22 protein-coding genes are annotated in these 25,311 nt (G+C 65.3%); 10 read left to right on the top strand and 12 right to left on the bottom strand.

What is annotated here, in order from left to right; genetic code table 11:
• Positions 1 to 236 precede the first annotated feature (236 nt).
• The 3 genes from KNN17_RS20520 (at position 237) to KNN17_RS20510 (ending at position 3,281) form a co-directional block, all read left to right on the top strand.
• Positions 237 to 938, top strand: coding sequence for a queuosine precursor transporter (locus KNN17_RS20520; RefSeq protein ID WP_078106703.1), 702 nt, complete (start codon positions 237 to 239; stop codon positions 936 to 938).
• A 148-nt stretch (positions 939 to 1,086) separates the two neighbouring features.
• Positions 1,087 to 1,773 carry an ABC transporter ATP-binding protein gene (locus KNN17_RS20515; protein WP_241710697.1) on the top strand — a complete coding sequence of 229 codons (687 nt, stop codon included), beginning with the start codon at positions 1,087 to 1,089 and terminating at the stop codon, positions 1,771 to 1,773.
• A gap of 2 nt (positions 1,774 to 1,775) precedes the next feature.
• Positions 1,776 to 3,281 carry a DUF6297 family protein gene (locus tag KNN17_RS20510; protein ID WP_241710702.1) on the top strand — a complete coding sequence of 502 codons (1,506 nt, stop codon included), beginning with the start codon at positions 1,776 to 1,778 and terminating at the stop codon, positions 3,279 to 3,281.
• Positions 3,282 to 3,313: 32 nt separating this feature from the next.
• Here the strand turns inward: KNN17_RS20510 and tgt are convergent, their stop codons facing one another.
• The 5 genes from tgt to KNN17_RS20485 all read right to left on the bottom strand — a co-directional run bounded on the left by tgt (position 3,314) and on the right by KNN17_RS20485 (position 8,035).
• On the bottom strand, positions 3,314 to 4,648 hold the full coding sequence (tgt, locus tag KNN17_RS20505; protein WP_241710701.1) for a tRNA guanosine(34) transglycosylase Tgt: 1,335 nt from the start codon (positions 4,646 to 4,648) through the stop codon (positions 3,314 to 3,316).
• Positions 4,649 to 4,699: 51 nt separating this feature from the next.
• On the bottom strand, positions 4,700 to 5,425 hold the full coding sequence (locus tag KNN17_RS20500) for an SRPBCC family protein (RefSeq protein WP_241710696.1): 726 nt from the start codon (positions 5,423 to 5,425) through the stop codon (positions 4,700 to 4,702).
• Between the two features lie 61 nt (positions 5,426 to 5,486).
• Positions 5,487 to 6,518, bottom strand: a complete 1,032-nt coding sequence (locus KNN17_RS20495; protein WP_241710695.1) for a DUF6707 family protein — start codon at positions 6,516 to 6,518, stop codon at positions 5,487 to 5,489.
• 102 nt (positions 6,519 to 6,620) lie between these two features.
• The gene (locus tag KNN17_RS20490) at positions 6,621 to 7,160 is read right to left on the bottom strand and encodes an NUDIX hydrolase family protein (protein WP_059388553.1); all 540 of its coding nucleotides are present in this window, start codon (positions 7,158 to 7,160) and stop codon (positions 6,621 to 6,623) included.
• Positions 7,161 to 7,366: 206 nt separating this feature from the next.
• The gene (locus tag KNN17_RS20485; RefSeq protein ID WP_241710694.1) at positions 7,367 to 8,035 is read right to left on the bottom strand and encodes a VOC family protein; all 669 of its coding nucleotides are present in this window, start codon (positions 8,033 to 8,035) and stop codon (positions 7,367 to 7,369) included.
• A gap of 59 nt (positions 8,036 to 8,094) precedes the next feature.
• Between KNN17_RS20485 and KNN17_RS20480 the strand changes: the two genes are divergently transcribed.
• Positions 8,095 to 8,697: a YdeI/OmpD-associated family protein gene (locus tag KNN17_RS20480; protein WP_241710693.1), complete on the top strand. Its 603-nt coding sequence runs from the start codon at positions 8,095 to 8,097 to the stop codon at positions 8,695 to 8,697.
• An 8-nt stretch (positions 8,698 to 8,705) separates the two neighbouring features.
• On the opposite strand, the gene KNN17_RS20475 is transcribed toward KNN17_RS20480, so the two are convergent.
• Positions 8,706 to 9,215 carry a hypothetical protein gene (locus tag KNN17_RS20475; RefSeq protein WP_241710692.1) on the bottom strand — a complete coding sequence of 170 codons (510 nt, stop codon included), beginning with the start codon at positions 9,213 to 9,215 and terminating at the stop codon, positions 8,706 to 8,708.
• A 29-nt stretch (positions 9,216 to 9,244) separates the two neighbouring features.
• Positions 9,245 to 10,417 carry a glycoside hydrolase family 76 protein gene (locus KNN17_RS20470; protein WP_241710691.1) on the bottom strand — a complete coding sequence of 391 codons (1,173 nt, stop codon included), beginning with the start codon at positions 10,415 to 10,417 and terminating at the stop codon, positions 9,245 to 9,247.
• A gap of 110 nt (positions 10,418 to 10,527) precedes the next feature.
• Here KNN17_RS20470 and KNN17_RS20465 point away from each other — a divergent pair, with 110 nt between their 5' ends.
• Together KNN17_RS20465 and KNN17_RS20460 are read left to right on the top strand one after the other, a co-directional pair.
• Positions 10,528 to 11,319: a 3-hydroxyacyl-CoA dehydrogenase gene (locus KNN17_RS20465; RefSeq protein ID WP_241710690.1), complete on the top strand. Its 792-nt coding sequence runs from the start codon at positions 10,528 to 10,530 to the stop codon at positions 11,317 to 11,319.
• 14 nt (positions 11,320 to 11,333) lie between these two features.
• Complete coding sequence (locus tag KNN17_RS20460; RefSeq protein WP_241710700.1) at positions 11,334 to 12,596, top strand: acyl-CoA dehydrogenase family protein; 1,263 nt, start codon at positions 11,334 to 11,336, stop codon at positions 12,594 to 12,596.
• Here the strand turns inward: KNN17_RS20460 and KNN17_RS20455 are convergent.
• From KNN17_RS20455 to KNN17_RS20445, 3 genes are all read right to left on the bottom strand, one after another.
• Positions 12,553 to 12,939: an L-rhamnose mutarotase gene (locus KNN17_RS20455; protein WP_241710699.1), complete on the bottom strand. Its 387-nt coding sequence runs from the start codon at positions 12,937 to 12,939 to the stop codon at positions 12,553 to 12,555. The genes KNN17_RS20460 and KNN17_RS20455 overlap by 44 nt on opposite strands.
• A gap of 66 nt (positions 12,940 to 13,005) precedes the next feature.
• Complete coding sequence (locus tag KNN17_RS20450; protein WP_241710689.1) at positions 13,006 to 14,400, bottom strand: MFS transporter; 1,395 nt, start codon at positions 14,398 to 14,400, stop codon at positions 13,006 to 13,008.
• A 260-nt stretch (positions 14,401 to 14,660) separates the two neighbouring features.
• Positions 14,661 to 15,716, bottom strand: a complete 1,056-nt coding sequence (locus KNN17_RS20445) for a LacI family DNA-binding transcriptional regulator (protein WP_241710688.1) — start codon at positions 15,714 to 15,716, stop codon at positions 14,661 to 14,663.
• A gap of 170 nt (positions 15,717 to 15,886) precedes the next feature.
• On the opposite strand from KNN17_RS20445, the gene KNN17_RS20440 reads away from it, so the two are divergent.
• The 3 genes from KNN17_RS20440 to KNN17_RS20430 are packed head-to-tail and all read left to right on the top strand — an operon-like array spanning position 15,887 to position 19,136.
• Positions 15,887 to 17,068 carry a Gfo/Idh/MocA family protein gene (locus tag KNN17_RS20440; protein WP_241710687.1) on the top strand — a complete coding sequence of 394 codons (1,182 nt, stop codon included), beginning with the start codon at positions 15,887 to 15,889 and terminating at the stop codon, positions 17,066 to 17,068.
• Positions 17,068 to 18,282 carry a dihydrodipicolinate synthase family protein gene (locus tag KNN17_RS20435; RefSeq protein WP_241710686.1) on the top strand — a complete coding sequence of 405 codons (1,215 nt, stop codon included), beginning with the start codon at positions 17,068 to 17,070 and terminating at the stop codon, positions 18,280 to 18,282. Before KNN17_RS20440 ends, KNN17_RS20435 begins: the two co-directional genes overlap by 1 nt.
• An 11-nt stretch (positions 18,283 to 18,293) precedes the next feature.
• Positions 18,294 to 19,136 (top strand): sugar phosphate isomerase/epimerase family protein, encoded by an 843-nt coding sequence (locus KNN17_RS20430; RefSeq protein WP_241710698.1) that lies wholly within the window; start codon positions 18,294 to 18,296, stop codon positions 19,134 to 19,136.
• Between the two features lie 53 nt (positions 19,137 to 19,189).
• On the opposite strand, the gene KNN17_RS20425 is transcribed toward KNN17_RS20430, so the two are convergent.
• Positions 19,190 to 21,256 (bottom strand): DUF6807 family protein, encoded by a 2,067-nt coding sequence (locus tag KNN17_RS20425; protein WP_241710685.1) that lies wholly within the window; start codon positions 21,254 to 21,256, stop codon positions 19,190 to 19,192.
• Positions 21,257 to 21,377: 121 nt separating this feature from the next.
• The gene (locus KNN17_RS20420; RefSeq protein ID WP_241710684.1) at positions 21,378 to 22,214 is read right to left on the bottom strand and encodes a DUF1684 domain-containing protein; all 837 of its coding nucleotides are present in this window, start codon (positions 22,212 to 22,214) and stop codon (positions 21,378 to 21,380) included.
• A 289-nt stretch (positions 22,215 to 22,503) separates the two neighbouring features.
• On the opposite strand from KNN17_RS20420, the gene ppc reads away from it, so the two are divergent.
• Positions 22,504 to 25,302, top strand: coding sequence for a phosphoenolpyruvate carboxylase (gene ppc / locus KNN17_RS20415; RefSeq protein WP_241710683.1), 2,799 nt, complete (start codon positions 22,504 to 22,506; stop codon positions 25,300 to 25,302).
• The last annotated feature ends 9 nt before the right edge of the window (positions 25,303 to 25,311 follow it).

Here is a 25,311-nt window from a genome sequence, read left to right as displayed (position 1 = left end):
ATATCGGGTTTTGGCGGGACGCTCGCTCACTTACATCGGGTTTTGGCGGGACGCTCGCTCACTTGATCTGATGGAGGGTTGTGGACGGCGGTGATTTTCCGGACAATTCTCGATTCCTCGATGCGAGAATAGGGGAGGCTCCGCGGTTTTGCTGGCGGGTCCACCACCAGTGCTAATACAGCGGGGCACCGTGCCAACTCCGGCCGCCTGCGCGAACCACTACGAACGGACAAGCGATGACGTCAGCATCAGAATCCCAGACCCTGAGTAAACCCGCGCCGCGCTTCGCGTCAATAGGCTCCCCATACTTCGGCATCATGCTGGCATGCATGGCCGTCGTGCTGATCCTGTCCAACATCGGCGCTGCTAAGGGGGTCGTCTTCGGCCCGATCATCACTGATGGCGGATTTTTCCTCTTTCCGCTTGCCTACATTCTTGGCGACGTGATGAGTGAGATCTATGGATTCAAGGTTGCCCGCAAAGCAATCATTACCTCGTTTGCACTGTCAGCATTCGCATCGCTCTGCTACTGGATCATCATCGCGCTGCCTGGCTTCAATGACGATTACGGCAACGCCAAGCAGGCTGCTATTGAAGGAGCGCTGGGGCCGGTTCCTCAGATCGTCCTGGCTTCGCTTCTAGCATTCCTGGCCGGCCAGACCATCAACTCCCTGATCCTGGTCAAGATGAAAGCCCGTTCGGGTGAGAGAACTCTCTGGGCTCGGCTCATGGGTTCATCCGGGGTGGGGGAATTCGTGGACACGCTCATCTTCTGCAGCATCGCGGCCTCGGTCATCGGCATTACGGACTTCGGAAGCTTCGTCAATTACGTGCTGGTGGGCTTTGTATACAAGGTCGGTGTCCAATACATCCTTGTTCCCGTGACGTCCTTGGTCATTGGCTGGATCAAGAAGCGCGAGCCCAGCTACTGGGCCTGAGCGGGCGTTGGTCCGGGACGCGATATATGTGAGCGGGCGTTGGTCCGGGACGCACTATATGTCAGCGGGCGTTGGTCCGGGACGCGCTATATGTGAGCGGGCGTTGTCGGCTCAGGGGAACCGCAGGGAAATCCGGTAGTTTCAGAGGATGAAGCTGGGAAAAGCCGTGCTGACGGCCGAGAATCTTGTTGCAGGCTATGGAGAGCACGCAGTGTGCGGGCCGCTCGACGTCGAGGTTTTCCCCGGGCAGGTGCTTGGGATGGTGGGCGAAAACGGTGCCGGCAAGTCCACACTGCTCCGCACGATGATCGGCGCACAGGCCGCCATTGAGGGCGAGGCGCACGTGCTTGGCTTGATGCCGGACGACCGTTCGGCCCTTTTTCGCAGCAAGGTCTCGGTGCTGCTGGACGAGGATGCCTACTTTGATTCGCTCACGGTCCGCGAGCACCTCTCCTTGGTGGCCCGCGGCCATGGACTCGCCAACCCGGATGCTGCTGTGGAGGAAGAGATCGGCTTCTTCGAGCTTCAAACCGTGGCGGATGCCTTTCCCGATCAACTTTCCTCGGGACAGCGCCGCAAGCTCCTCCTGGCCTCGGCGTTCATCCGGCCCTTCGAACTGCTGGTCCTGGACGAACCGGAGCAGCGGCTCGATACCCGCATGCGCGGCCTGCTCGCGCAGCGGATCGCCAAGACTGCCAAGAAGAGTGCCGCCGTCGTGATGGTCACGCACGATGCGGACGTCGCCCAAGCGGCGTGTACCCGGGCGGTAATAGTCGACGACGGCGGTGCGCGCTTGGTGAGTACCGACGACGCCGTGGCGAGGATTCGCCGGTGAGCATGTCCACTGCTGCCGTAGAGCAGCCGCAGTTCGTCGCCTTCGACCCCGAGAGAGCTACCCGCAAGGTCATTCGTCCGCGCGGCCAGTCGTTGCTTTCCAGGCTCAACGAGCTGTACATCCAATTCCTGACGTTCGGCGTCGGCTTGATCTACGCCATCGGCCTCCTCAACGGGCTCACGGCGGCAGCGGAGCATGGGTTCGGCGGCCACCTGATTTCGACCAGATACGGCGTGGTTCCTGTCGAATATGGTCTAGTGGCCGGGTTTGGGCTCTTGGGCCTCGCGGCCTATTGGGTGGCGGGCAGGCTCGGGCCACTGGCTATCACGGCGAATCAGCGGCACTGGTGGTACTCGCTTGCCATCAACCGCGAGCCGCTTCTAGCCCGAGGCTTGCGACGCGCTGTCCTGGCTGCCGCCGTCGTCGGGGCCCTGACCACCATTCCTGTCGCGGTCATCAGTGGTTCGGATGCAGTGGTGTTTGCCGGGCGCGTCCTGGCAGGGGCGCTCACCGGCGCGGCTATTCTCGCGCTGGCTGCGTTCGCCCAGACACGTTCACGGGCGGCGGCTGGTCAAGGTAGACCGATGAACTGGCTGTTGGCAGCGGCTTCGGCGGCACTCGGCGCGATGCTGTTCGGAACGCTTCACGGCAGCTGGATCTTTGCCGTCGCCCCTGCTGTCGCCTTGGTCGCCTCGGCGCTCGGCATGCGGAACAAGCTCTCCAGCGTCCGCACGACCTCGCTGCTCAAGGCCGGGTCCGCGAGGGGACATGTCCAGGCTGCGCTGACGCTCATGGACACCGGGGAGCTCAGTGCCTCTCTTTCCAGCGGCGGCAAGCGAAGCCGGGTCAAGCTCCCGGGCACGCCCCGCACCGCAGCGGGCGCGCTCTTCCACGCGGAGGCAACCGTACTCGCCCGTCAGCCCGGCCGGCTGTGGCGCTGGGGCCTGGGTCTCGCCGTCGTTCCCTTGACCGGGTTGGTCCGGACGTTCGATTCGCCCATCATCCTGCTTCCCGTGCTGCTCGCCGCGGCGATCTTCTCGTCCACAGCGGCGGCCGGGCCCCTTTGGCAGTTGCGCATGGCCCCCAGCCTCGACGCACTCCTGCCGATTTCCAGGACAGCCTCGCGCTGGGTCCACGTCGCGCTGCCGGTCATGCTGATGGGGTTGTGGACGACGGCGGCTGCCGGATTCTTCGTGCTGGCCGGCGGCTTCCGGGTGGAGCTCCTTGTCCTGGGCGCGGCGGCAGGCGGCGGTTTGGGCGCGGGGATGCTGCGGCGAGCCTTCCGCCAGCAGGAAGACCTGACCAAGCTGGTGTACCTGATGCAGCTTGGACGCAGCGGACCGGCCATGCTCGGAACCAGGATCCGAGGCTACGTGTTGTGCCTCTTCGCCCTGGCACCTTTGGCCCTGGGGATGCTCTTCAACGCCCCGGAACTGCTGGTGACGCCCGCCGTCGTGCTCAATGTGGTGCTCCTGGTGATCGGCGTGACGACGGCGGACCGTCCCTGAGGGGGCTCCCCGACGGGAAGCGACGGGGAGGGCTACGAGTAGTACCGCCCCAAGGTCTCGGCCTTGAACTCGAAGAAGTCCCCGGATTCGATGGCGAGGCGGGCGTCGTCCACCATCTTCACCACGAAGCGCTCGTTGTGGATGGAGATGAGCGTGGCCGAGACCATCTCATGGGCCTTGTACAAGTGGTGGATGTATGCGCGCGAATAGTTGGCACAGGTGTAGCAATCGCAACCGTCCTGCAAGGGGCCGAAATCCGATTTGTAGCGTGCTCCGGACAGGTTGTACCGGCCGGTAGGAGTGTAAAAGGCCGAGTTGCGGGCCACCCGGGTGGGGGAGACGCAATCGAAGGTGTCGGCGCCGTTTTCGATGGCCGTGAAGATGTCGTCCGGCTCGGAGATCCCCAGGAGGTGGCGGGGCTTGTTCTCGGGAAGTTCTTCGTTGCACCAACGCACGATGGTGCCGAGGTTCTCCTTCTCCAAGGCGCCGCCGATGCCGAAACCGTCAAACGGCATGCCGCCAAGGTCCCGGCAGGCTTTGCGACGAAGATCCTCGTACTGCGCCCCCTGGATGACGCCGAACAGGGCTTGGTACGGCTTGCCCACCCGTGAAGCTGTCAGCCGCTCATGCTCCGCCACGCAGCGCTCGGCCCAGCGTCGCGTGCGCTCCAGGGATTCCTCCTGGTAGCCCCGGGAGTTCTGCAGTGTGGTCAGCTCGTCGAAGGCGAACATGATGTCGGCGCCGATCTGGTGCTGCACCCGCATGGAGATTTCCGGCGAGAATCGGTGCCGGTCCCCGTTCAAGTGCGACTTGAACCAGACGCCGTCCTCGTCCACATGCGCCAGCCGCTCCTTGCCCGGGGCCACGGCGTCGTCAGGACCGGACGCGTCAACGGAGGTCATGTCGATGACCTTCTTGAATCCCGAACCGAGGCTCATCACCTGGAATCCGCCCGAGTCCGTGAACGTGGGTCCGTCCCAGTTCATGAACGCACCGAGCCCTCCGGCCGCGTCCAGGATCTCCGGCCCCGGCTGCAGGTACAGGTGGTAGGCGTTGGCCAGCAAAGCCTGCGCGCCGAGCTCCTTCATGGATTCGGGCAGAACTGCTTTTACCGTGGCTTTGGTCCCGACGGCGATGAACGCCGGCGTCTGGATCTGGCCGTGCGGTGTGGTGATAGTGCCGGTTCTACCCAGGAACTCTCCGCGCTTGCCGCCGTCGCAACGGCTGCCGCCGTCGGCGTTCACAAGGCCCGACGACGGCGGGCGCGTTTCGCTGAGCCGCGCACCCACCTCGAAGGAAAACGAGGACTGCTGGGCAGCCCTGAGCACGGACGGGTTGGACTCGGAGCTGGACCCGGAATGAGGCATGGAAGAATCGGCTGGCACCGTTACAGTCTGCCAGCCCTGGAGCGAGAATCGTCAGTGCGAGTGCACCTCTGAGGGGTAGTTCTCAGCCTTCCAGCCGTCCCAACGGGAACGGATCGACTCCAGGCTGGCCGCGCCGAGGTCGTAGGTCGAAGCGATCACGATAGTGCCGCCGTCGGGCCTCTTCTCCGGAATCACCGGCTGGTCAGCCACAATCAGCAGCCCGTCCCCGTGGTCCGCGTAACTATGCACGGTGAGGCCTACCTGGTGGTTGCTCCGGAACCAGACCCTGCCGGTGAGGGACTCGCCCGTGGGAAGCGTGAGCGAGTATTCCTCGCCAGGTGCCGGTACGTCGGCCAGGCCGAGCTTCTGGATGCCGGAGCCGCTACCGCCGGGCAGGGAAACAAAATGCGTACGCCGGTGCCCGTGCGGATGGCGTTCCAGGGCGAATCGGAGCTGGTGGAGGAACGTCAGCCAACCTTGGGTGATGTCCTCGTCCCACGCGGCCCATTCGGAATCGTGATCCAGGGCGGCCCGGGTCACGCGGACCTCGGTGCCACCGCTGACCGGGGTGAGTTCGAAGACGTCCCCGCCATTCACGGTGAGGCTTGTGTGGTCGGGACCCTCGACCACGTTGGCGGTGAAGTAGATCTGGTTGATTTCGTCGCCAAGCTCGTCGGCCTCCCAGCCGTGCCACTGAGCTACGAGCGACGGTTCGCGCAGCGAAGTCCAAACTTGCTGCGCGTCGGCATTAACAACAACGCTCAGATTGTTCGTCATGGCCCGAATCTACCGCCGTTGGAGCGAACGCGACAGGTCTTGCGGAATCCTCCGATAGCGCCTAAGCCCGGACCGCCTCGAGTTCATTCGCGATCCGGTGATCGAGTTCGCCCACGCCGATGGTGTTCGAACCACCGTGTGAGCGGAGGAACAGCAGGGTTTCGAGCCTGAGCAGCCGCCATTCGCGCTCGGCATCGCGGTTCCCGTTGTCGATGGAGCGGAAGATTTCCTTGTCGTACAGGTTCGGTTCGTTGAGCGCGCGCTGGCGCACTTTGGCGGCGATCCTGGCCTTGAACGGGTCGGTTTCCACCGTGTCCGGAGCTTGAAGGAGCTGGTCGTAGACGTCCGCGCGTTCCGGTTGGCCGAGTTCACGGCATATGAAGCTGGAAAGTGCAAGGGAACGTTCAACGGACATCCAGCGATCGCGGTTTCCGTCGTAGGGGAGCACGTTGAGGATATCGGCCACCGCGAGGGCGTGGTCCGGATCCCGCAGCTCGATGAAGAGATCGTGGGCCAGGTCGCTCAGATCCCGCAAGCAGCTTCCCGACTTCGTGTTGATCCCCTTCACGAGGCGTTCGCTCAACACCGCCACGCCGTTCCTGCCGGGGTGTACTTCCGCAGCGGCGGCCACGACGTCCTCGGGCGAGCCTGTCGGTTCGGGGATCAGCGCGAGCTGCGCGGGATCCGGCCCTGCCGCTCGGCTGACAGTCGGTGCCAGCGCGGGCAAAGGAGGCACGACGACGGCGGGAACCCCCTCATCGGGTGAGTCACCGCCGTCGGAGGTAACGGCGTCGGGCGCGTCACCGGGGTCCGGTTCCTCCAGCGGGGCTGGATCTTCCTCCGCCACGGCGTCGACGTCGTCGGGAACGGCGGCTTCTCCCACCGGGACGCTGGACCCGATCGCGATCCGTACGTTCCCGCCGTCGGCTGTTGTCACCAGGATGAGCGCAGGCACGCCAAAATCGTCGAGTTCGATCTCGATGTGCGTGATTTGCTCCGCGGGACCATCCCCAGGGAGGAACACGTGGTCCCCGATTTGCAGGGCCCCAGCTTGCTTTTCACGATACTGCTGGTCGGCCGGGCTGTGAGTCATCGGAAGTCCTTTGGTTCTCTTGGGGTCCGCCCAACAGTCTATAAAACCCGCCCGACAAATCGGGGAGGTGGCTACTGTCCGCCGCTGCTGTCCGCAGCGCTGCTACTGTCCGACGCCGGCGAAAGCCAGAGCCTGGCGCACCAGATTGCCACGGCCGCCACTGAATTCCTGCTGGACGTCGTCGCTCAAGATCTCCTGCGGAGTCATCCAGGTCAGCTCAAGCGCGTCCTGGCGCGGTTCGCACTCGCCCGTGACCGGGATGACGTAGACGAGCGACACGGCGTGTTGGCGGTCGTCCGTGAAACCGGTCTGCGACGGCGCCGGGAAGTATTCGGCCACCGTGAACGGCACCGGACTGACGGGCAGTTGGGGAAAAGCCAGCGGCCCGAGGTCCTTTTCCATGTGCCGCAGCAGCGCGGCGCGGATTGTTTCGCGGTACAGCACGCGGCCGGACACGAAGGAACGGACCATGGTGCCGTCGGCGTCGCCCTGGAGCAGGGTACCTACCTCGTTGACGAATCCGAGCGGATCCAGACGCACGGGAACCGCCTCCACGTAAACCATGGGGAGGCGGCCGCGGGCTTCGAAGAGGTCTTCATCGGAAAGCCAGCCGGAGTACGGGTCAGGGGTACGAACACTCATGGTTAAGTTCTACCCCATCCCATGCCGTTCCATGCCGTACGAATCAGACAGCGAGGATTGCGTCGAGCCCAACCCGGGACGCTCGCTCACGTATGTCGTCGAATTGAGCGACGCTCGCTCACGTATGCGGCCAACATGGGATCCCGCGCTTAGATGAGGTGGGCGGGCGTTGAGGGGAGGGCCCGCAGAGGTGAGCGGGCGTTGGGTTAGCGGCCCTGGGTCACACTGATGGTTCCGCCGCGCGGGCCAGCAACCGACAGGACCAAGCCGGCCCGGGCTGCCTTGAGTCCGGCGGCCGCGAGCCGGGCCTCAACGGCTGCGAGGTCGCCGTCGTACTCGAAAGCGAGGCCTCCCGCGGCTGTCTCCGGAGACTCAAGGACCAACAGGATGCCGCCGTTCTTCGTACTGAAATCCGCGAAGTCCGGAGACGCCCGCCGCGGCCGCGCGCCGATGTTGCCCAATTCCCGCGCGGCCCCCGGTACATCAGGCGTGAGCCAGGTCCCGACGACGGCGAGCCCCGGGTCCGCGTCCGGGCTCGTCGTGCGGCTGCTCGCCTTGTCGGCGAGGAACGTGAAGCCGTCCTCGGCGGTGACGCGGACCGCCTGCCCGTGATCGGCGTCGACAAGTTCGGCGCGCGTTCCGTCGGCCACGGTACGTCGGGCGAACTCCGCCAGGTCTCCGACCTCGACGCCGAACACTGTAGTTCCGTCGTCGGGCGAGTCAGCGGAGGTACTGTGCAAGGCCACGCGGCCCGAGCCTGCGTCGAACTCCACCCAGTCGCCGTGGTCCCCGACGCACACGAGGCCTAGCGCGCCAAGAAGGTGCTTCCAGCCGGCGACGTCGGACGTGAACTGGATGGGGCGGACGCGCAGCATGGATCCTCCGGCAGCTGAGTGGGCTTTCGCCACAGCCTAGCTGGCACCAGAATGGGCCCATGGCTGTTGAACTCGAAGAACTGATCGTCAAAGATGCTGCCGAGTGGCGGTCCTGGCTCGAAAAGAACGGTGCCGATAGCCCTGGCGTCTGGCTCGTGCTGCACAAGAAGGGCGGCAAGGTGACGGAACTGGATTATGCCGCTGCCTTGGATGAGGCGCTTTGTTTCGGTTGGATCGACGGCCAAGGCAGAAGGCGCGACGACGAAAGCGTCTTCCAACGCATGACCCGCCGCGGCCCCAAAAGCCCCTGGTCCAAACGGAACGTGGGCCACATCGCCCGCCTCGAAGCCGAGGGCAAGATGACCCCGGCCGGATGGGCCGCCGTCGACGGCGCCAAGGCGGACGGGCGTTGGGAAGCTGCCTACGTTGGCCAGGCGGACGCGGAAGTCCCCGAGGATCTCGCGGCCGCGATCGCCGCCGTTCCCGAGGCCCAGGCGATGTTCGATGCGTTGACGGCGGTCAACCGCTTTGCCCTGATCTACCGCACCAACTCGGTGAAGAGGGCGGAAACCCGGGCCAGGAAGATCGCCGGTTTTGTCGAGATGTTGGCACGGCAGGAGACGCCGTATCCGCAGAAGAAAAAGCCCGTGGTAGCAGAATAGCCGGGGACTTACTCGGGCTTCCCGGCCGACAGCGCAACGATCCAGCCTGGCGTGTCTTCCCCGAGCCGCTTGTCGAGGGTGACCCTGGCCTTGGCAGCGGCGATCTGCACCTTGCGATCCTCGGCGCCCACCGAGGCCGGACGCTGGGAGGAGACGACGGCGCGGGTTTCGGATGCCGCTGCGGCTGCCAGGAGCGCATCCTCAGTGCCGACTTTGAGGAGCGCGAGTTCCTCCCGCGACGCGAGCTCGCTGTGGCCCAGAATCTCGATGGCCTTCTGGCCCATTTCGGCCTCGGAGCGGCTGCGGGACAGGGACGCGTCGAGGGCCCATTGAGCGCGGCGCCACCATTCGGACCGGTTGTCCGCCCGGGCCTTCTGCCGCAGGGACAGGAGGCCGACGATCGCCGCAACGATTGCCGCGACGAGGACGGCGAGCGGGCTGAGCGCGCCAAGGATCTGCCACCATTCCGGCGGCGCACCGACCACGGTGACAGGTATCGGGCTCGGGATCGGGTTCACAGCTCCAGACTAGGCCCCGGCACCGACAATTATTGGACGCGCGCGGCGGCTTCCAGCACCATCCACGCCTGCAGCTGGGTGGAAAGTTCGACGGCGGTGCCCGGCGCGTAGGTCTCGGCCGCCGGGCGCGGTGGTTCCGCCGAGAAGACGAGCCAGCCGTCGTCGTCGTTTCCGGATATCCGGTTGGCAGCGTCGGTGCGCATCGTCCGTCCCGCCCACAGAGCCTCCGCGGTATCGAGCACGAGCTGGCTCGCGGTCGCCTGTGTAACGCGGGGCAACCGCGCGTCGGCGGCGGCGAGCGCGAGGTAACGGACGAGGATTCCGGTGAAGAGGCCGCCGTCGCCGGTGCCTTCGCCGCGAAGAACCAGTTTCCCTGGGCCGTCCAGTCCGGAGACGGTCAGATGCTCGGCCACCGAGCTCACCAATGCGGCTGCGCGGGCCAGGTTCGCATCTCCACCCAACTCCAACAAGGCGCCGAGCACAGGGCCCTGGTTATAGGTGTAGACCTCCTGCGCGAGGGCGAGCTTGCCCTCCTTGATCCAAGCGCCGTCGAGGTACAGGCCTCGGCTGGGTTCGAAGAGCGTGGTGTTGAGCCAGTCCAGGAGCCCTTGGGCCCGCTTCCGCTTGCCTGTCCGGGCGAAGTGCAAGGCCACGGGCGCCGTGGCCGGGGTGTTCTTGAAATCGCGTTTGGTGCTCCAGAAAGTGCCGCCGCCCATGTCGTCTGTGGAGGCCGACTCGAACTGCGTAGAGAGGCTTTTCTGCAACCGGGCGTTGCGTCGTCGGCCCCGCTTGTGCACCCGCTCGGCCAAGGCGTCCAGACGCAGCGTGGCGAGTGCTAGCCAGGCCATGTCGTCGTAATAGCTGTTCACGTAGCGAAGGAAATTGCGCAAGCGGATGGTGGTGACCAGGCGTGAAGCCAACCGGCCAGCGCTCGGGCGATCACCGCCGTCGAACCTTGCTCCCGAGGCCAGTTCGCGCAACCCGGTGTCCACGAGGCAATCGACGTAGTGCGCCTGCCACCAGTAGTTCCACGGTTGACCCGGAAACCGGCTGGAGGGCCGGATCGGCGCCGCGAGGTGGGTTCCGGGAAGGAAGAGGAGGCGCCGCCCGAAATACCGGGTCACCGAGCGTGCGGCGTGGTCGGCTCGCGCGGCCCAATCCGTTGTTCCGGGGGTGCGCTGCTGCGCGTCGGGGGCGGACATGGTGACAGCCTAACGCCGTGTGCTTGGCCGCAAGCCCCTCCCCAGTGCACAATCAAAGTGATTCAGTTAACATTCATTAACGGATTTTGGTTCTGCATCGAGGAGGATGAATGGACATCAAGGGCGCAGTTGCGTTGATAACCGGCGGGGCTTCGGGTTTGGGGGCCGCAACCGCAAGGCGATTGCTCGACGCCGGAGCATCGGTGGTGCTTCTTGACCTCCATTCTTCTCCGGGCGAGTCCCTCGCTGCCGAACTCAATGCCTCGGGGGCCGAGGGCAGGGCCGTGTTCGTCCCCGCCGACGTCACCAATGAAGAACAAGTGCAGGCCGCCGTCGACACTGCCGTCGCGCTGGGCCCGCTCCGGATCCTCGTCAACTGCGCCGGCGTCGCAACCCCGGGCAAAGTCCTCGGCAAAGACGGCGTGCTGCCGCTCGAGAACTTCAACAGGGTCATCCAGATCAACCTCGTGGGCACCTTCAACGTGATCCGCCTGGCTGCCGCCGCGATGGCCCGGAACGAGCCTGCGTCTACCGAACTCGGCGGCGAGGAACGCGGCGTCATCATCAACACGGCCTCCGTGGCAGCCTTCGACGGCCAGATCGGGCAGCCTGCGTATGCAGCGTCCAAGGGAGCCGTGGCGGCGATGACGTTGCCGTTGGCCCGTGAATTTGCGCGCTCGCTTGTACGTGTCGTGGCCATTGCACCGGGCATCTTCGAAACACCCATGCTGGCCGGCCTGCCCCAGGACGCACAGCTCTCCCTAGGCCAGCAGGTACCGCACCCCGCCCGGCTTGGCCGCCCGGCCGAGTACGCCAACCTCGTGGCGCACATCGTGGAAAACGCCATGCTCAACGGCGAAACCATCCGCCTCGACGGCGCTATCCGGATGGCACCGAAGTGAGCCAGACGCACAAGCTGGCGGCGGCCGTCGAACACGCGGCCGGTTCCAAGGGTTCCAATGGTTCCCCTCCCGAGCTGCCCGGGGCGGATTTTTTCGATTTCGAATCGCTCCTCAGCGTGCAGGAACAGCGCAAGCTCAATGAGCTCCGGGAATTCCTGGCCACGGAAATCGCGCCCTATGCCAAGGACTGGTGGGACAAGGCCGAGTTCCCGGCCCACATCCTCCCCAAACTCGCGGCCCTTCGCCTGAGCACCCCCACGCACCGCGGCTACAGCAACCTGTTCGCAGGTCTCGTGATCGCGGAAATGACCCGCGTGGATACGTCCATTGCCACGTTCTTCATGGTCCACCATGACCTCTTCATCGAGGCGCTGTACGAGTTCGGCTCCAAGGACCAGCAGGACCGCTACCTCGACGACGCCTCCAATCTGCGGACCACCGGAGCGTTTGCGCTCACGGAACCGGACCACGGTTCCGACGTGGCCGGCGGCCTGCAGACGGTGGCCCGCCGGGTCGCCGGGGGAGCCGACGACGACGGCGACTACTGGGTGCTGAACGGCGCCAAACGATGGATCGGCAACGGGACGTTCTGCGACCACATGCTGGTCTGGGCCCGGGACGAAGCCGACGGCGCTATTCGCGGTTTCATCGTGGACGGCACGCTCCCCGGCGTGACCCGCACCAAGATCGAGAACAAGATCGCCCTGCGCACGGTGCAAAACGCTGACATCGTCCTCAAAGACGTCCGGGTTGCCGAGGCGGACCGTTTTTCCGGAATCAACAGCTTCACGGACACCAACCACCTGCTGCGCGGATCACGGCTCATGGTGGCCTGGCAGGCCGTGGGACAGCAGTTGGCGGCATTCGACGTCGCCCGCCAGTATGCGCTTGACCGCCAGCAGTTCGGCCGCCCGCTGGCGAAGTTCCAGCTCATCCAGCAGCAATTGGTGGACATGCTCGGAAATGCCGTGGCCAGCATGGGGATGATGGTGCGGATCGCCCAGCTGCAGGAGGATATCTACACGGACAGCAAGGGAGTGCGGCACGGCGGAGCCCAAATGGCCCAAGTGGCCCTGGCCAAGGCGTACTGCAGCGCCCGCATGCGCGAAACCGTGGCGATGGGCCGGTCCATCCTGGGCGGGAACGGCATCGTGACCGATTACCGGATGGCCAAGATCTTTGCCGATGCCGAGGCGATCTACACCTATGAAGGATCGTTCGAGATCAACTCGCTCATCGTGGGCCGGGCCGTGACGGGGGTTTCCGCGATCGTTTGACGGCTTTCGCCTTACCCCCGGACAATTGGTCCTCCAGATTGAATATTTCCATGAGTTGGACGAAGCCTTGGTCCGGCGACCGTGCGTCGTCTTCGAAGAGGAGCGCCATTTCCGCCTGCCAACGGGCATTCACCTCGGTTAAGGCCATTCGGGCACGTGCAGCGTCGAAATTGTCGCACTCCACGTATCCCACCAGCAGCCCGTCGTCGGCCAGGAACAACGAATAATTGTTCCAGCCAGCCGCCTTGAGTTCACGGAGCATCTCCGGCCACACGGCCGCGTGCCGGCGTCGATATTCGGGAATCTGGCTGGGTTTGACCGAGGAACGGAAGCAGGCGCGCATGTGGATTCTCTCCTCTTCTGTGAATCGTTTCATTCAAGGGCGGCGATTCGCCGCAAATCGCGTGGGTTACCGGGCGCCACTCCGGAGCTGGCGGTACTCCTCGCGGGCAACCGGCGTCGCGTTCGCCGTGCCCAGCTGATTGAGCGGGATGCGGTAGGTTTCACGGGCCGACCAGGCGGCTACGGCGCCGATGATACAGATTCCGAAGCAGATGGACCCGATAACGAGGGGAACATTCGAGGAACCGGGCGGGGCGATTGCCGCGAAGATGCTCGGCAGGAACGCTGTGATGACGAGGCCGATGTTCTGCGAGATGGCGAAGCCCGTGACGCGGGTGCGGGCGGGGAAGAGCTCCTGGAAGAAGCTGGCGAAGGTTGCATTCCAGACCTGGTACAGCGTGCCCCACATGATGATCGAGAGGACGATCGTGAGCACGACGTTGTTCTGGCTCACTGCGTACAGGTAGGCGTAGGCCAGCACGCCCGAGCTCAACGAGCCGAAGATCATCAACGGCCGGCGGCCGAACCGATCCGACAGATCTCCGAACAAAGGGATCAGGGCGAGTGCGACGACGTTGGCCAGGACCGGGATCCAGAGGTATACAGTTGTGCTCATTGCGACGCCGTAACCCGGCTGGGTGGCATACGCTGCACCGAAGACTGCGACGGTGACGCCGACGACGTTGACCAAGGTCATGCAGACTGCCCGGACCACGTCCAGGCCGCTTTCCCGCAGAACGCGGACGATCGGCATCTTCGGGATCTCCTGGTGCGCCTTTTCCTCAGTAAAGATGGGCGTTTCATCGACCCGGCGGCGGATCATGTACCCGGCGAACACCACAAGGGCGCTGAGGAGGAAGGGAATGCGCCAGCCCCAGGATTTGAACGCTTCATTGGAGAGCGCGGCGGAGAGCGGTAGGAAGACAGCCGCGGCAATGATCTGTCCGGCCTGGGTTCCTTGGAGCGCGAAGCTTGCGTAGAAGCCCCGACGGCCGAAGGGCGCGTGCTCCACGATCATGGCGCTGGCGCCGCTCAGCTCGCCGGCCACCGCGAAGCCCTGGATGAGCCGGACGGCAACCAGGAGGACAGGTGCCAGAAGCCCGACCTGGCCATAAGTCGGCAACAAAGCGACGGCGAAGGTCGACGCGCCCATCATCAGCATGGCGAGGACCAGGACGTTCTTCCGGCCGTGCTTGTCGCCCCATTGTCCGAGGACGAAGGCGCCAATCGGGCGAGCCACATAGCCCACGGCGTATGTGCCGAGCGAAGCGATCAGTGCAACGGTCGGGTTTCCCGAGGGGAAGAAGACGCCAGGGAAGACGAGCGCAGCAGCCTGCGCGTAGATGAACCAGTCGTAATACTCAAGGGCGCTGCCGATCCAGCCGCTGGCTGCCGCTTTCCTTGTGGGGCTGGACGGTCGCGGTCCGGTTGAACTCCGCTGCCTGCTCGCGTCGATCTTCATATTGTCCTCCTTTGGACAAGTCGTTTTGGGCCACTGGAAGGGCCTTCCCGTCTTTGGGCCTGGTTTCCGGTAGGAGGGCGGCGCCTCGCAAGAATCGGACTGAGTTTCCGCTTGGTATGCGCTTTCCCAACTGGTAAGCGCTTTCCATGAGACACCCGCCCGCCCCCGCTGTCAAGGCTGATTTGTTGCGCCGGTCACAAAGGCGGACTCTCGGCCCGGCGTGATCGGGTCGTCGATGGAGCCGCCCCGAACCCAGGGAGCTAGGGCGAGCCCGTGCTCCTGCGGAGGGTGACGCTCCCGACGACGGCGGCCGCGCCGCCGTCGTCGTTGGAAAGGGTCGCCATAGTTGCAAGCCGCCCGATTTCTTCCAGTGGCAGGCTCACGGTGGAGAGCGCTGGCCGGAAGTCCCGGAGCCATTCGATGTCGTCGAACCCTGCGAGACTTGCGTCGTGGGGGACCCTGAGACCCTGGTCCCTCAATGCGGCGGCCACACCGATAGCCATGACATCGTTCGTGCCGAAAATGCACAAGCGTTGATCCGGCGCCGATCGGTCGGACGCCTTGATCCGCCAGGCCAGTTCAATGCCGGCGTCGAAACCGCCGTTCCGGTTGAACGCAACGTGCACAATATCCGCGGCGGGCTGGCCGGCATCGGACAAGCCTCGTTGGAATCCCATGACGCGCTCATCAGAAGTGGTCAGCCCCTCCGGCCCGGCCACAATGACGAACGGCCCCTTGTGGGTACGCGCCAGATCCCGCGCCAGATCCCGCGCAAGTTGCTCGTTGGGGACAGTGATGGTGCGGTAGCTGTCCGTTTCGGCCACGCCCAGAATCGCCTGCCCGACGACGCCCACGCGCCCGCCGTTGCGGCAGTAGCGGTCCAATTCGGCGGCTAGGTCGGTGTTCGCGCGGGCGTCCTCGGAACGTGTTGAGCGCGATCCTGCGATGACGATCGACTCGGCCCGCCGTGCAGCGAAGGCGGCGACGGCTTCCTTCTCCTCGGCGGGTGTGCCGTTGGTTGTGGCGAGGAGCACCATCCGGCGCTCTTGCCGCGCCGCGGCCTGGACGCCTTGCGCTATGGCGGAAAAATAGGGGTCGGCGATGTCGTGCACGATCAGGCCAATGAGTCCCGTGCTCGATTTCGCCAGGGCCTGGGCCTGGGCATTCGCGATGTAGCCGAGGGTGTCGGCCGCCTGCCGGACGCGCTCGGCGATCTCCGGCGCCGGCGTCCGGGCAGAGCCGTTGAGCACCCGTGAGGCCGTGGCGGGGGAGACGCCGGCCAGTTTGGCCACTTCGGACAGCGTGCTTGCAGTCACGGACAACTCCTCTTCAAAAGCCTCGGTCTCGGGCACTTTCAGCAACATCCGATTATTGCAGTCGTGACCAGCCTCGGGAAAGCGATTGCCAGACCCGGAGCCGCGTGTCATGATGAATGCATTGGGAATGCGCTTTCCCATTTCATTTACTTTCCACCGAAGAAGGACTCATGGGCACCGAATCTGTTACCGCAACAAAGTCCATAAGAATCGCCATGAACGGCATCACCGGCCGGATGGGCTACCGCCAGCACCTGCTGCGTTCCATCCTCCCCATCCGGGACGCAGGGGGCTTCACCTTGGCCGACGGCACCCGCGTCCAGGTTGAACCGATCCTCGTGGGCCGCAACGAAGCGAAAATCCGCGAACTCGCCGAACTCCACAAAGTCTCCGAGTGGTCCACCGACCTCGACGCAGTCATCAACGACCCCACGGTGGACGTCGTTTTCGATGCGTCGATGACCAGCCTCCGCGCGGCGACGCTGAAGAAGGCAATGCGCGCCGGGAAACACATTTTCACTGAAAAGCCGACGGCGGAGACGCTGGAAGAAGCGATCGAACTGGCCCGCATCGGCAAGGAATCCGGCGTGACGGCGGGCGTTGTGCACGACAAGCTCTACCTGCCGGGCCTGGTCAAGTTGCGCCGCTTGGTGGACGAAGGCTTCTTCGGCCGCATCCTCTCCATCCGCGGCGAGTTCGGCTACTGGGTGTTCGAAGGCGACGTCCAGGCAGCGCAGCGCCCGTCCTGGAACTACCGCAAGGAAGACGGCGGCGGCATGACAACGGACATGTTCTGCCACTGGAACTACGTCCTGGAAGGCATCATCGGCAAGGTCAAAAGCGTCAACGCCAAGACCGCCACCCACATCCCGGCCCGCTGGGACGAACAAGGAAAGGAATACAAGGCCACGGCCGACGACGCCTCCTACGGCATCTTCGAACTCGAGACCCCGGACGGAGACGAAGTCATCGGCCAGATCAATTCCTCCTGGGCCGTCCGGGTCTACCGCGACGAACTCGTGGAGTTCCAGATCGACGGAACGCACGGTTCCGCCGTCGCCGGCTTGAACAAGTGCGTCGCGCAGCAGCGCGCCCACACGCCCAAGCCCGTGTGGAACCCGGACCTGCCCGTCACGGAGTCCTTCCGCAGCCAATGGCAGGAAGTCCCCGCCAACGCCGATCTGGACAACGGCTTCAAACTGCAATGGGAAGAATTCCTGCGCGACGTCGTCGCCGGCCGCGAGCACCGCTTCGGCCTGCTTTCCGCAGCCCGCGGCGTGCAGCTCGCCGAGCTCGGCCTCCGGTCCAACGACGAGCGCCGCACCATCGACATCCCGGAGATCGTGCTCTGATGACTTCCCTCCTTTTTCCAAACCACGACGGCGGGACGCGCCTCTACAAGGTCCAGCCGGCCACGTCGTGGGCCAGGCCGACAGCGCCGCTGACGTCCAGGCGCGCCTACGCCGCCGCGCACGTGATCCCCGAAGCAACGGCCGACAACACTCCGGGTGCCACCGCACGACTGGACTGGGACGCCACCATGGCATACCGGCACGAGCTGTGGTCCTACGGGCTGGGTGTTGCCGATGCCATGGACACCGCCCAGCGTGGCATGGGCCTGGACTGGGCCGCGACGCAGCAACTCATCAAACGAACCGGCGTCGAAGCGGCCTCCGTGGTGGCGTCCGGCAACGCCGCCACTGCCGGGAAGAGCGTCCAGGACCTCGTGTCCTGCGGCGCCGGAACCGACCAGCTGGACCTCGCCTCTGTTCCCGAAGGGCCAGCCGGCATCAAGGCCGTGCTCGACGCGTACCGCGAGCAGATCGCCGTCGTGAGTGAAGCCGGACCGAAGGTCATCATCATGGCGTCCCGGGCGCTGGCCAAGGTGGCTGCAAGCCCGGAGGACTACCTGCACGTCTACTCCACCCTCCTGGGCGAAGTGGACCAGCCCGTCATCCTGCACTGGCTCGGGACCATGTTCGACCCCGTGCTGGCCGGCTATTGGGGCTCGGACGATGTCGCCGAAGCAACCGAAACCTTCCTTGGCCTCATCCGCGATCACGCGGACAAAGTGGACGGAGTAAAGGTCTCGCTGCTGGACGCTTCGCATGAAGTTGCCCTGCGCGCGGCCCTGCCGGAGGGCATCCGCCTCTACACTGGCGACGATTTCAACTACCCGGAACTGATCGACGGCGACGGCGCCCACCACTCGGACGCACTGCTGGGCATCTTCGCCGCGATCTACCCGGCCGCCTCGGTTGCCCTGCAGAAATACGACGCCGGCGACGCTGCGGACGGGCGCGCCATCCTGGACTCCACCCGCGAACTGGGCAGGCACATCTTCAGCGCGCCGACGTTCTACTACAAGACCGGGATCGCGTTCATGTCGTGGCTCAACGGCAAACAGCCCGGATTCCAGATGGTCGGCGGGCTGCATTCCGGCCGCTCCGTGGTCCACCTGGCGCGCACCTTCGAACTCGCCGACCACGCCGGGCTCCTGCGCGATCCAGCACTGGCCGCCTTCCGCATGTCCGACTACCTTCGCATCAACGGGGTGGGCGCATGAGCGACTTTTCAATGTTGTCGGACTTTTCCAGATTGTCACTGAACACTGCCACCACCAAGAAATGGACGCTGGCGCAGGCAGTGGACGGTTGTGTCCGGGCCGGAATTCCGGCGATCGGGCCGTGGCGGGACATCGTCGCCGACACTGGCCTGGAGAAGGCCGCCAAGCTGATCAAGGACGCCGGACTTCGCGTCTCGTCGCTCTGCCGGGGCGGCTTCCTCACCGCGGCCGACGCCGAAGGGCAGGCGGCTGCGCTGGCGGACAACCGGGCGGCCATCCTGGAAGCCGTGGCGCTGGACACGCAGGAGTTGTTCCTGGTGGTCGGCGGCCTCGCGGCGGGGGAGAAAGACGTCGACGCAGCCCGCCAGCGCGTTGCCGATCGCCTCGAGGACCTGGTGTCCTTCGCCGTCGAGCACGGCGTCCGTCTGGTCCTTGAGCCGTTGCACCCGATGTACGCCGCGGACCGGGCGCTGATTTCCACGCTTGGCCAGGCACTTGACCTGGCCGCACCGTACGACCCGCGGGCCGTCGGCGTCGCCGTCGACACCTTCCACGTCTGGTGGGATCCGGAACTGAAACAGCAGATCCAGCGGGCCGGCCGGGAAAACCGGATCGCCTCCTACCAGGTGTGCGATTTCAACCTTCCGATCGCCGCCGACGCCCTGCTGTCCCGCGGCATGATGGGCGACGGCGTGATCGACTTCGCGACGATCGGCAGCTGGGTGCGCGACGCCGGATACACGGGCGACATCGAAGTGGAAATCTTCAACCAGGACATCTGGGACGCCGACGGCGACTCAGTCCTGGAAACCATGAAGCAGCGCTATGCGGAACTCGTGCTGCCGTACGCCTAGACATCCAACTCAAGAAAGGCGGGTCCCGGTGCGGGCCCCGCCTTTCCGCGCGCCTATCGGGTGGCGGAGACGCGGCCGGCCACCAGCTCGGCAACGTCGGCCGGAGACGGCTTGTCGTCGACGATCCACACGGCGAAGGTGCGGACCAAGGAGTCGCCTGCTGTAAGGTCCACCGGCCGCTCCCAGACGAGGGCCGAACCCACTGCCGGGTAGTCCGCCATCCGGACGAACCAAGGATCCTGCGCCTCAGCCGGGGCGGCGAACACCAGGGTGGCGGGACCTTCGGGGAAGTCCGCTGTCCAGGCCACCCACGGCGACACCGAGCCATGGACTGCGGGCTCCCCGCGCCCTTCGGCGGTGAAGACTTCTGCCCCGGTGCACGCAGGCAAGCGCCAAAAAAAGCCGCCGTAGCCGCTACCGAGGGCGCCGTTTGAGCCGGGGCCGCCCAGCGAGGAGTCGACGACGGCGGTCAGTTCCGTTCGTAGCTCGAGGCGCCACGTGCGGCGGTCAACCAGCAGGGAGTGGGTGGTGCGGCGTTCGCGGAGCAGCTCAGTACCGTCCGGTGCCTGCCAGCTCAGGTCCTGCTCCAGCAGGCCCGCCCCGGACAGTGCGGACTGCTCGATGATGCGGCCGTGGTCTTGCCGCTCTTCGTAACGGCCCGCAGCGCGCGTGTACGTCTTGCCGCCCCAGAAGTTGCTGCCGTTCACGTCCGGCAACGCGAATCCCGCGCCGAGGTGCCAGGGGTGGTCCGCCGGGAGGTGGTCGGTGACCTTGACTCCGGCGAGTGTTCGGACCGGGTGCAGATAGGGCCTCGGGGAGAGCCGCGCGGCAAGGCCTGCGCCGCTTTGCAGCGTTGCCACTACAGCAGCGCCGCCCGGCAGGCCGCCGTCGCGCAGGCTCAAAACCGGCCTTTCGACGTCGACCCCGGCAGGCCGCGCCCACGGCAAGCCGAGTTCGCGGAAGGTGGCGTGCGCCGCCGTCGCGCGTTCCAGGGCGTCTTCGATTCCGTGGATCACCGCGCGGGCAGCGTCACCGTCGCCCTCCCACGTGACGTACTGCTCCCGGATCAGTGCGGGGGATTCTGCCGTGCGGATGGCCTCCAGGACCTGCATGAAGGCGCCGCAGTCCGTGAGGGGACTGAGCAGCGGCGCCACGGGGCCCTTCCCGGAGCGCAGCTGGTGACGATGCTCCAGCAAGTCCTCCGTGAGGTCCACCCGGCTGTACGCGGTTTCGCTCTTCCCGGCGGCAGCGCTGACGGTGAGGCGGTCTTCGGTGTAGTGGAACACTGCCGTGCCCTCGCTCCCCTGCAAGGTGATGTACGGTTCCACGGATTCGGCGGCGCACAGGGTGAGCGCGCACGTGATGGGCAGGCCCGCGGCGGTGCGGATCCGGATCACGGAGGTGTCGTCGGATTCGATGTCATTGGCGCGGTACAGGTCTGTTTCCACAGTGGCAAGATCGTCCGCCGTCCGCGCCCCCGCGATCCTCAGGGCGGTGGCGATGGCGTGTGCCAGCGGGTTGGTGGCAACGCCGTCCACGACGTCGATGCCGTCCAGGCTGCGTTTGCCCGCCCAGCGGGAGCGTTTGTAGTAGGCACGGTCGCGCACCCAACGCCCGGTGGCCGAGATACCCAGAAGCGTGCCGATTTCTCCCGCCGCGAGCAGCTCTTCAATGGCTTGGAGTCCCCGGGATCCGAGGCTCTGGAAGCCGACCTGGACGCTCCTGCCGGCCGCAGTGGCGGCTTCCTGCAAACGATTGAAGTCGGCGAGGGAAGCGACCGGAGGCTTCTCGAGGTAAAGGTCTGCGTGGGGGAGTGTTGCGAGGGCGAGCTGCGCGTGCGTCTGGATGGGTGTGGCCACGATAACCAGGTCCAGTGCGGGGGTTCCAGCCAGGAGTTCGTCCAGGTTGCTGAATACAGCAGTTCCGGGCGGGAGGGCGCCGGGGGTAGGCGGATTCGGATCCGCTACGGCAACGAGGCGTACGACCCCGTTGGCCTGGAGCCTTTCGAGGTTCTGCAAGTGGTGCGCGCCGAAGCCGTGGACCCCCACCAGGGCCACCCGGCTTGCTTCATGGCTGGGCTGTTTGCGTTCTGCCGGGACGGGCGTGGACAGGGTGCCCATGGCTCTCCTCATCTATCCCCGTGGCGGGGTTGCTGACGTCGGTGTCGTTCCAGGAGCGCTTGGTAAGCGCTTTCCAAGAAGAGTGTAGCGTGCCTTATGGGAGATGTAACGCCTTTTGGTTTTAGACGATCCGGCCTGCCGGCAGCTTTTCCCCGGCCTCGACCGCCGCATCGATCGAATTTCCCGCCACGGGCATGGGGCACGTGCCATACGGGGTGAAGGCACTGGGGTAGTTGATGGCGCGGTTGAAGTCGAGCACTACCGAACCGTCAGGCCGGGGGCGCGAGACGGACAGCTTGCGCCATTCGTCCGTGGTGTTGCCGTTCGTTTCGTCGTGGAAAGTGACAGTGAGTGCTCCGAGTTTCTCGGCCTCGGCGTGCAGGCGGATTTCGTGGGGCAGGCCCGGCGCCCGGAAAACCACCTCGCCTACGGAGCGGTGCACCCCGTCCACCAAGGGGTTGGCTGTTCCGATCGGAACATCCACCGGTTCGGGGTAGGCCTCGAAGCTGCCTTCAAGCACCCAGTCCGGGTTGTATTCATAGGTGGGCACGGCGTCGAACTCCGTCAGTACCGGCGAGGAGTTGTCCCGGGTGCGGATGGCATACTTGTCCGCGCGCATGGCCAGCTCGACCACCACCTCTGTGCCATCCGCGCCGCCGAACTGCACCCACATGAGCGATTCCTCGTCCTGGAGGGTAGCCGAAATCGTGCCGTCCACGGGAGCTCCCGTTTCCACGAGCGTGAGTCCGTCCGCCGCGCTCGCGGTGAGTGTCGCCGTCGTGCCGTCCGTTGACCAGAGCCCCGGGACGAGCTCGACGGCGGCGGGTGCCGATTCGAGCCACTGGAAGGACGTAAGGGTGAGCCAGCCGTGGTCCTCTGCGAGGGCGGCGTTGCGGCCGTTGCGGAAACGCTGCCAACGTTCCAGCTGGGCGTTGCTTGCGGGGGCTGTTGCGCTCATGGTTCCTCCGACGGCTAGGGCGGTGTTCGTTGGCTTAACCATGCACCCGTCGCCGCCATTCCCGGAACCCAACTGACTCGCAGTAGATGTCGTTCTGAGGGCTGATAACGACAACAACTGCGAGTCAGTTGGGCGGCGCGGCAGCCGGAGCAGGCGGCGCGACAACATTTGAGACGGATTGCCGGCCGTGTATGGGCTGCGGGTAGGATTCCTTTGGAAATATCAGTAATCCGGCTCACAGTATCCAGCGCAGTGTACGGGCCACACCCAACGCCAGAAGGTATTTTTCATGGTTGACACTGCACATCTCAGCACCGACCTTGCCGCGGAATTGCGGGCCGATGTCCGCCGCGTCTCTACGCTTCTCGGAGAGTCGCTGGTCCGCCAGCACGGGCCCGAGTTGCTTCAGCTCGTCGAGCAGGTGCGCCTGCTCACCAAGGAATCCAAGGAAGCCGCCCGCGGCGGCGCCGACGCTACAGGTCCGTGGAGCGCGCACGACGTCGTCGCCCAGGTCCGGGAGCTGCTCGCCTCGTTGCCCCTTGAGGAAGCCACTGAGCTGGTCCGCGCCTTCGCCTTCTATTTCCACCTCGCCAACGCCGCCGAGCAAGTGCACCGCGTCCGCGGACTGCGCACCCGCCAGGAAAAGGACGGCTGGTTGGCCAAAGCCGTGGCCGAGATCGCCGACGAAGCCGGAACCAAAGCCCTGCAAGATGTCGTCAACGAGCTGGACGTTCGTCCCATTTTTACCGCGCACCCCACCGAAGCCTCCCGCCGTTCGGTGTTGGACAAGATCCGCAAGCTCTCCGACGTCCTGGCAGAATCCACCCTTGAGGGCACGGCCGCCCGCCGTCGACAGGACCGTCAGCTCGCCGAGATCATCGACCAGATGTGGCAGACCGACGAACTGCGCCAAGTCCGCCCCACTCCCGTGGACGAGGCCCGCAACGCCATCTATTACCTGAGCAGCATCCTGACCGATGCCATGCCGGAGATGCTCACGGACCTTTCCGAACTGCTGGGCGAGCACGGCGTCGTGCTGCCCGCGCATAACGCTCCCATCCGCTTCGGTTCCTGGATCGGCGGAGACCGGGACGGCAACCCCAACGTGACCGCCTCCGTCACACGGGAGGTCCTGCAGCTGCAGAACCAGCATGCCGTGCGGATCAGCATCTCAATGATCGACGAACTGATTTCCGTCCTCTCCAACTCCACAGCCCTGGTGGACGCGGAAGAGGACCTCCTGGTCTCGATCGCCGTCGACCTCAAGAACCTGCCCGGCCTCGACAAGCGCATCCTGGAGCTGAACGCGCAGGAGCCCTACCGCCTCAAACTGACCTGCATCAAGGCCAAGCTCATCAACACGGGCCGCCGCGTGTCCGCATCCACCCATCACGAGCCCGGCCGTGACTACGCCTCCACCTCGGAACTTCTCGCCGAGCTGGAACTGCTGGAAGCCTCGCTGCGCAAGCACTCGGCCGTTCTCGTGGCCGACGGCGCGCTGGCCCGGGTCCGCCGCGCGATCGCTTCCTTCGGGTTGCACTTGGCGACCCTCGACATCCGTGAACATGCCGACTACCACCACGACGCCGTCGGGCAGTTGATGGACCGGATCGGCGTCGGGACCCCCTATGGCGAGTTGAGCCGCGCCGAACGCTTCGAGCGGCTGAGCGCGGAGCTGGCTTCGCGCCGCCCGCTCTCCGGCCACCCCATCAAGCTCGACGGCGACGGCGACCGCACCTACGATGTCTTCCGCAGCATCCGCCACGCGCTCCAGACGTACGGGCCCGACGTCGTCGAAACCTACATCATCTCCATGACCCGCGGCGCGGACGACGTCCTGGCCGCCGCGGTGCTGGCCCGGGAAGCCGGACTGATCGACCTGTTCGGCGCGGCTCCGTATGCAAAGATCGGCTTCGCTCCGCTCCTGGAGACCGTCGAGGAACTGCGTGCCTCGGCCGAAATCGTGGACCTGCTGCTCTCCGACCCGTCGTACCGTTCCCTGGTAAGGCTGCGCGGGGATGTCCAGGAGATCATGCTGGGCTACTCGGACTCCAACAAGGAATCCGGCGTCATGACCAGCCAGTGGGAGATCCACAAGACGCAGCGCAAGCTGCGCGACGTCGCCGCCAAGCACGGCGTTAACGTCAGGTTGTTCCATGGCCGCGGCGGCTCCGTGGGCCGTGGCGGCGGGCCAACCTACGACGCCATCATGGCCCAGCCGAACGGCGTGCTCGAAGGCGCCATCAAGTTCACCGAGCAAGGCGAAGTCATCTCGGACAAGTACTCCCTGCCGGAGCTTGCCCGCGAAAATCTGGAGCTCTCCCTGGCCGCCGTGATGCAGGGCTCCGCGCTGCACCGCGACCCGCGTACCTCCGACGACGAGCGCGAACGCTATGGCCAGGTCATGGAGATCATTTCCGACGCCGCGTTTGCCCAATACCGCTCGTTGATCGACGATCCGGACCTGCCGGCGTACTTCCTTGCCTCGACACCGGTGGAGCAGCTCGGATCCCTGAACATCGGCTCGCGTCCCTCCAAGCGGCCCGATTCCGGTGCAGGACTCGGCGGGTTGCGTGCCATCCCGTGGGTCTTCGGTTGGACCCAGTCGCGGCAGATCGTCCCGGGTTGGTTCGGCGTGGGCTCAGGCTTGAAGGCCGCCCGCGAGGCAGGCAACACCGCCGAGTTGGCCGAGATGATGAAGCGCTGGCACTTCTTCCAGTCCGTGATTTCCAACGTCGAGATGACCTTGGCAAAAACGGACATGGACATCGCCGGGCACTATGTGTCTTCGCTGGTTCCGGAAGAGCTGCACCACCTGTTCAAGGCCATCCGCACTGAGTACGATCTCACGGTTGCCGAAGTGGAACTCCTGAGCGGGGAAACCGAGCTCCTGGAAGCCCAGCCGACCCTCAAGCGTTCCCTCGAAATCCGCGACCAATACCTCGACCCCATCAGCTACCTGCAGGTGGAGTTGTTGCGCCGCGTCCGCGAAGCCTCCATTTCCGGCGCCGAGATCGACGAACGCCTCCAGCGGGCCATGCTGATCACCGTCAACGGCGTGGCCGCAGGCCTCCGCAACACGGGATAGCGGGTTCCT

The sequence above is a fragment of the Arthrobacter bambusae genome (genome assembly GCF_022606295.1).
Taxonomy (GTDB): domain Bacteria; phylum Actinomycetota; class Actinomycetes; order Actinomycetales; family Micrococcaceae; genus Arthrobacter; species Arthrobacter bambusae_A.
Note: the sequence above shows the minus strand (reverse complement) of the source record. Positions and strands in the feature narration are given on the sequence as shown.

Bases quoted from the DNA above. Each gene is read 5' to 3' on its own strand.
- KNN17_RS20465 (WP_241710690.1), top strand. From the start codon at position 10,528: ATGGACATCAAGGGCGCAGTTGCGTTGATAACCGGCGGGGCTTCGGGT.
- KNN17_RS20520 (WP_078106703.1), top strand. From the start codon at position 237: ATGACGTCAGCATCAGAATCCCAGACCCTGAGTAAACCCGCGCCGCGC.
- KNN17_RS20495 (WP_241710695.1), bottom strand. From the start codon at position 6,518: ATGACTCACAGCCCGGCCGACCAGCAGTATCGTGAAAAGCAAGCTGGG.
- KNN17_RS20440 (WP_241710687.1), top strand. From the start codon at position 15,887: ATGGGCACCGAATCTGTTACCGCAACAAAGTCCATAAGAATCGCCATG.
- KNN17_RS20480 (WP_241710693.1), top strand. From the start codon at position 8,095: ATGGCTGTTGAACTCGAAGAACTGATCGTCAAAGATGCTGCCGAGTGG.
- KNN17_RS20430 (WP_241710698.1), top strand. From the start codon at position 18,294: ATGTTGTCGGACTTTTCCAGATTGTCACTGAACACTGCCACCACCAAG.
- KNN17_RS20425 (WP_241710685.1), bottom strand. From the start codon at position 21,256: ATGGGCACCCTGTCCACGCCCGTCCCGGCAGAACGCAAACAGCCCAGC.
- KNN17_RS20490 (WP_059388553.1), bottom strand. From the start codon at position 7,160: ATGAGTGTTCGTACCCCTGACCCGTACTCCGGCTGGCTTTCCGATGAA.
- KNN17_RS20470 (WP_241710691.1), bottom strand. From the start codon at position 10,417: ATGTCCGCCCCCGACGCGCAGCAGCGCACCCCCGGAACAACGGATTGG.
- KNN17_RS20485 (WP_241710694.1), bottom strand. From the start codon at position 8,035: ATGCTGCGCGTCCGCCCCATCCAGTTCACGTCCGACGTCGCCGGCTGG.
- KNN17_RS20510 (WP_241710702.1), top strand. From the start codon at position 1,776: ATGTCCACTGCTGCCGTAGAGCAGCCGCAGTTCGTCGCCTTCGACCCC.
- ppc (WP_241710683.1), top strand. From the start codon at position 22,504: ATGGTTGACACTGCACATCTCAGCACCGACCTTGCCGCGGAATTGCGG.
- KNN17_RS20435 (WP_241710686.1), top strand. From the start codon at position 17,068: ATGACTTCCCTCCTTTTTCCAAACCACGACGGCGGGACGCGCCTCTAC.
- KNN17_RS20450 (WP_241710689.1), bottom strand. From the start codon at position 14,400: ATGAAGATCGACGCGAGCAGGCAGCGGAGTTCAACCGGACCGCGACCG.
- tgt (WP_241710701.1), bottom strand. From the start codon at position 4,648: ATGCCTCATTCCGGGTCCAGCTCCGAGTCCAACCCGTCCGTGCTCAGG.
- KNN17_RS20515 (WP_241710697.1), top strand. From the start codon at position 1,087: ATGAAGCTGGGAAAAGCCGTGCTGACGGCCGAGAATCTTGTTGCAGGC.
- KNN17_RS20420 (WP_241710684.1), bottom strand. From the start codon at position 22,214: ATGAGCGCAACAGCCCCCGCAAGCAACGCCCAGCTGGAACGTTGGCAG.
- KNN17_RS20455 (WP_241710699.1), bottom strand. From the start codon at position 12,939: ATGCGCGCCTGCTTCCGTTCCTCGGTCAAACCCAGCCAGATTCCCGAA.
- KNN17_RS20500 (WP_241710696.1), bottom strand. From the start codon at position 5,425: ATGACGAACAATCTGAGCGTTGTTGTTAATGCCGACGCGCAGCAAGTT.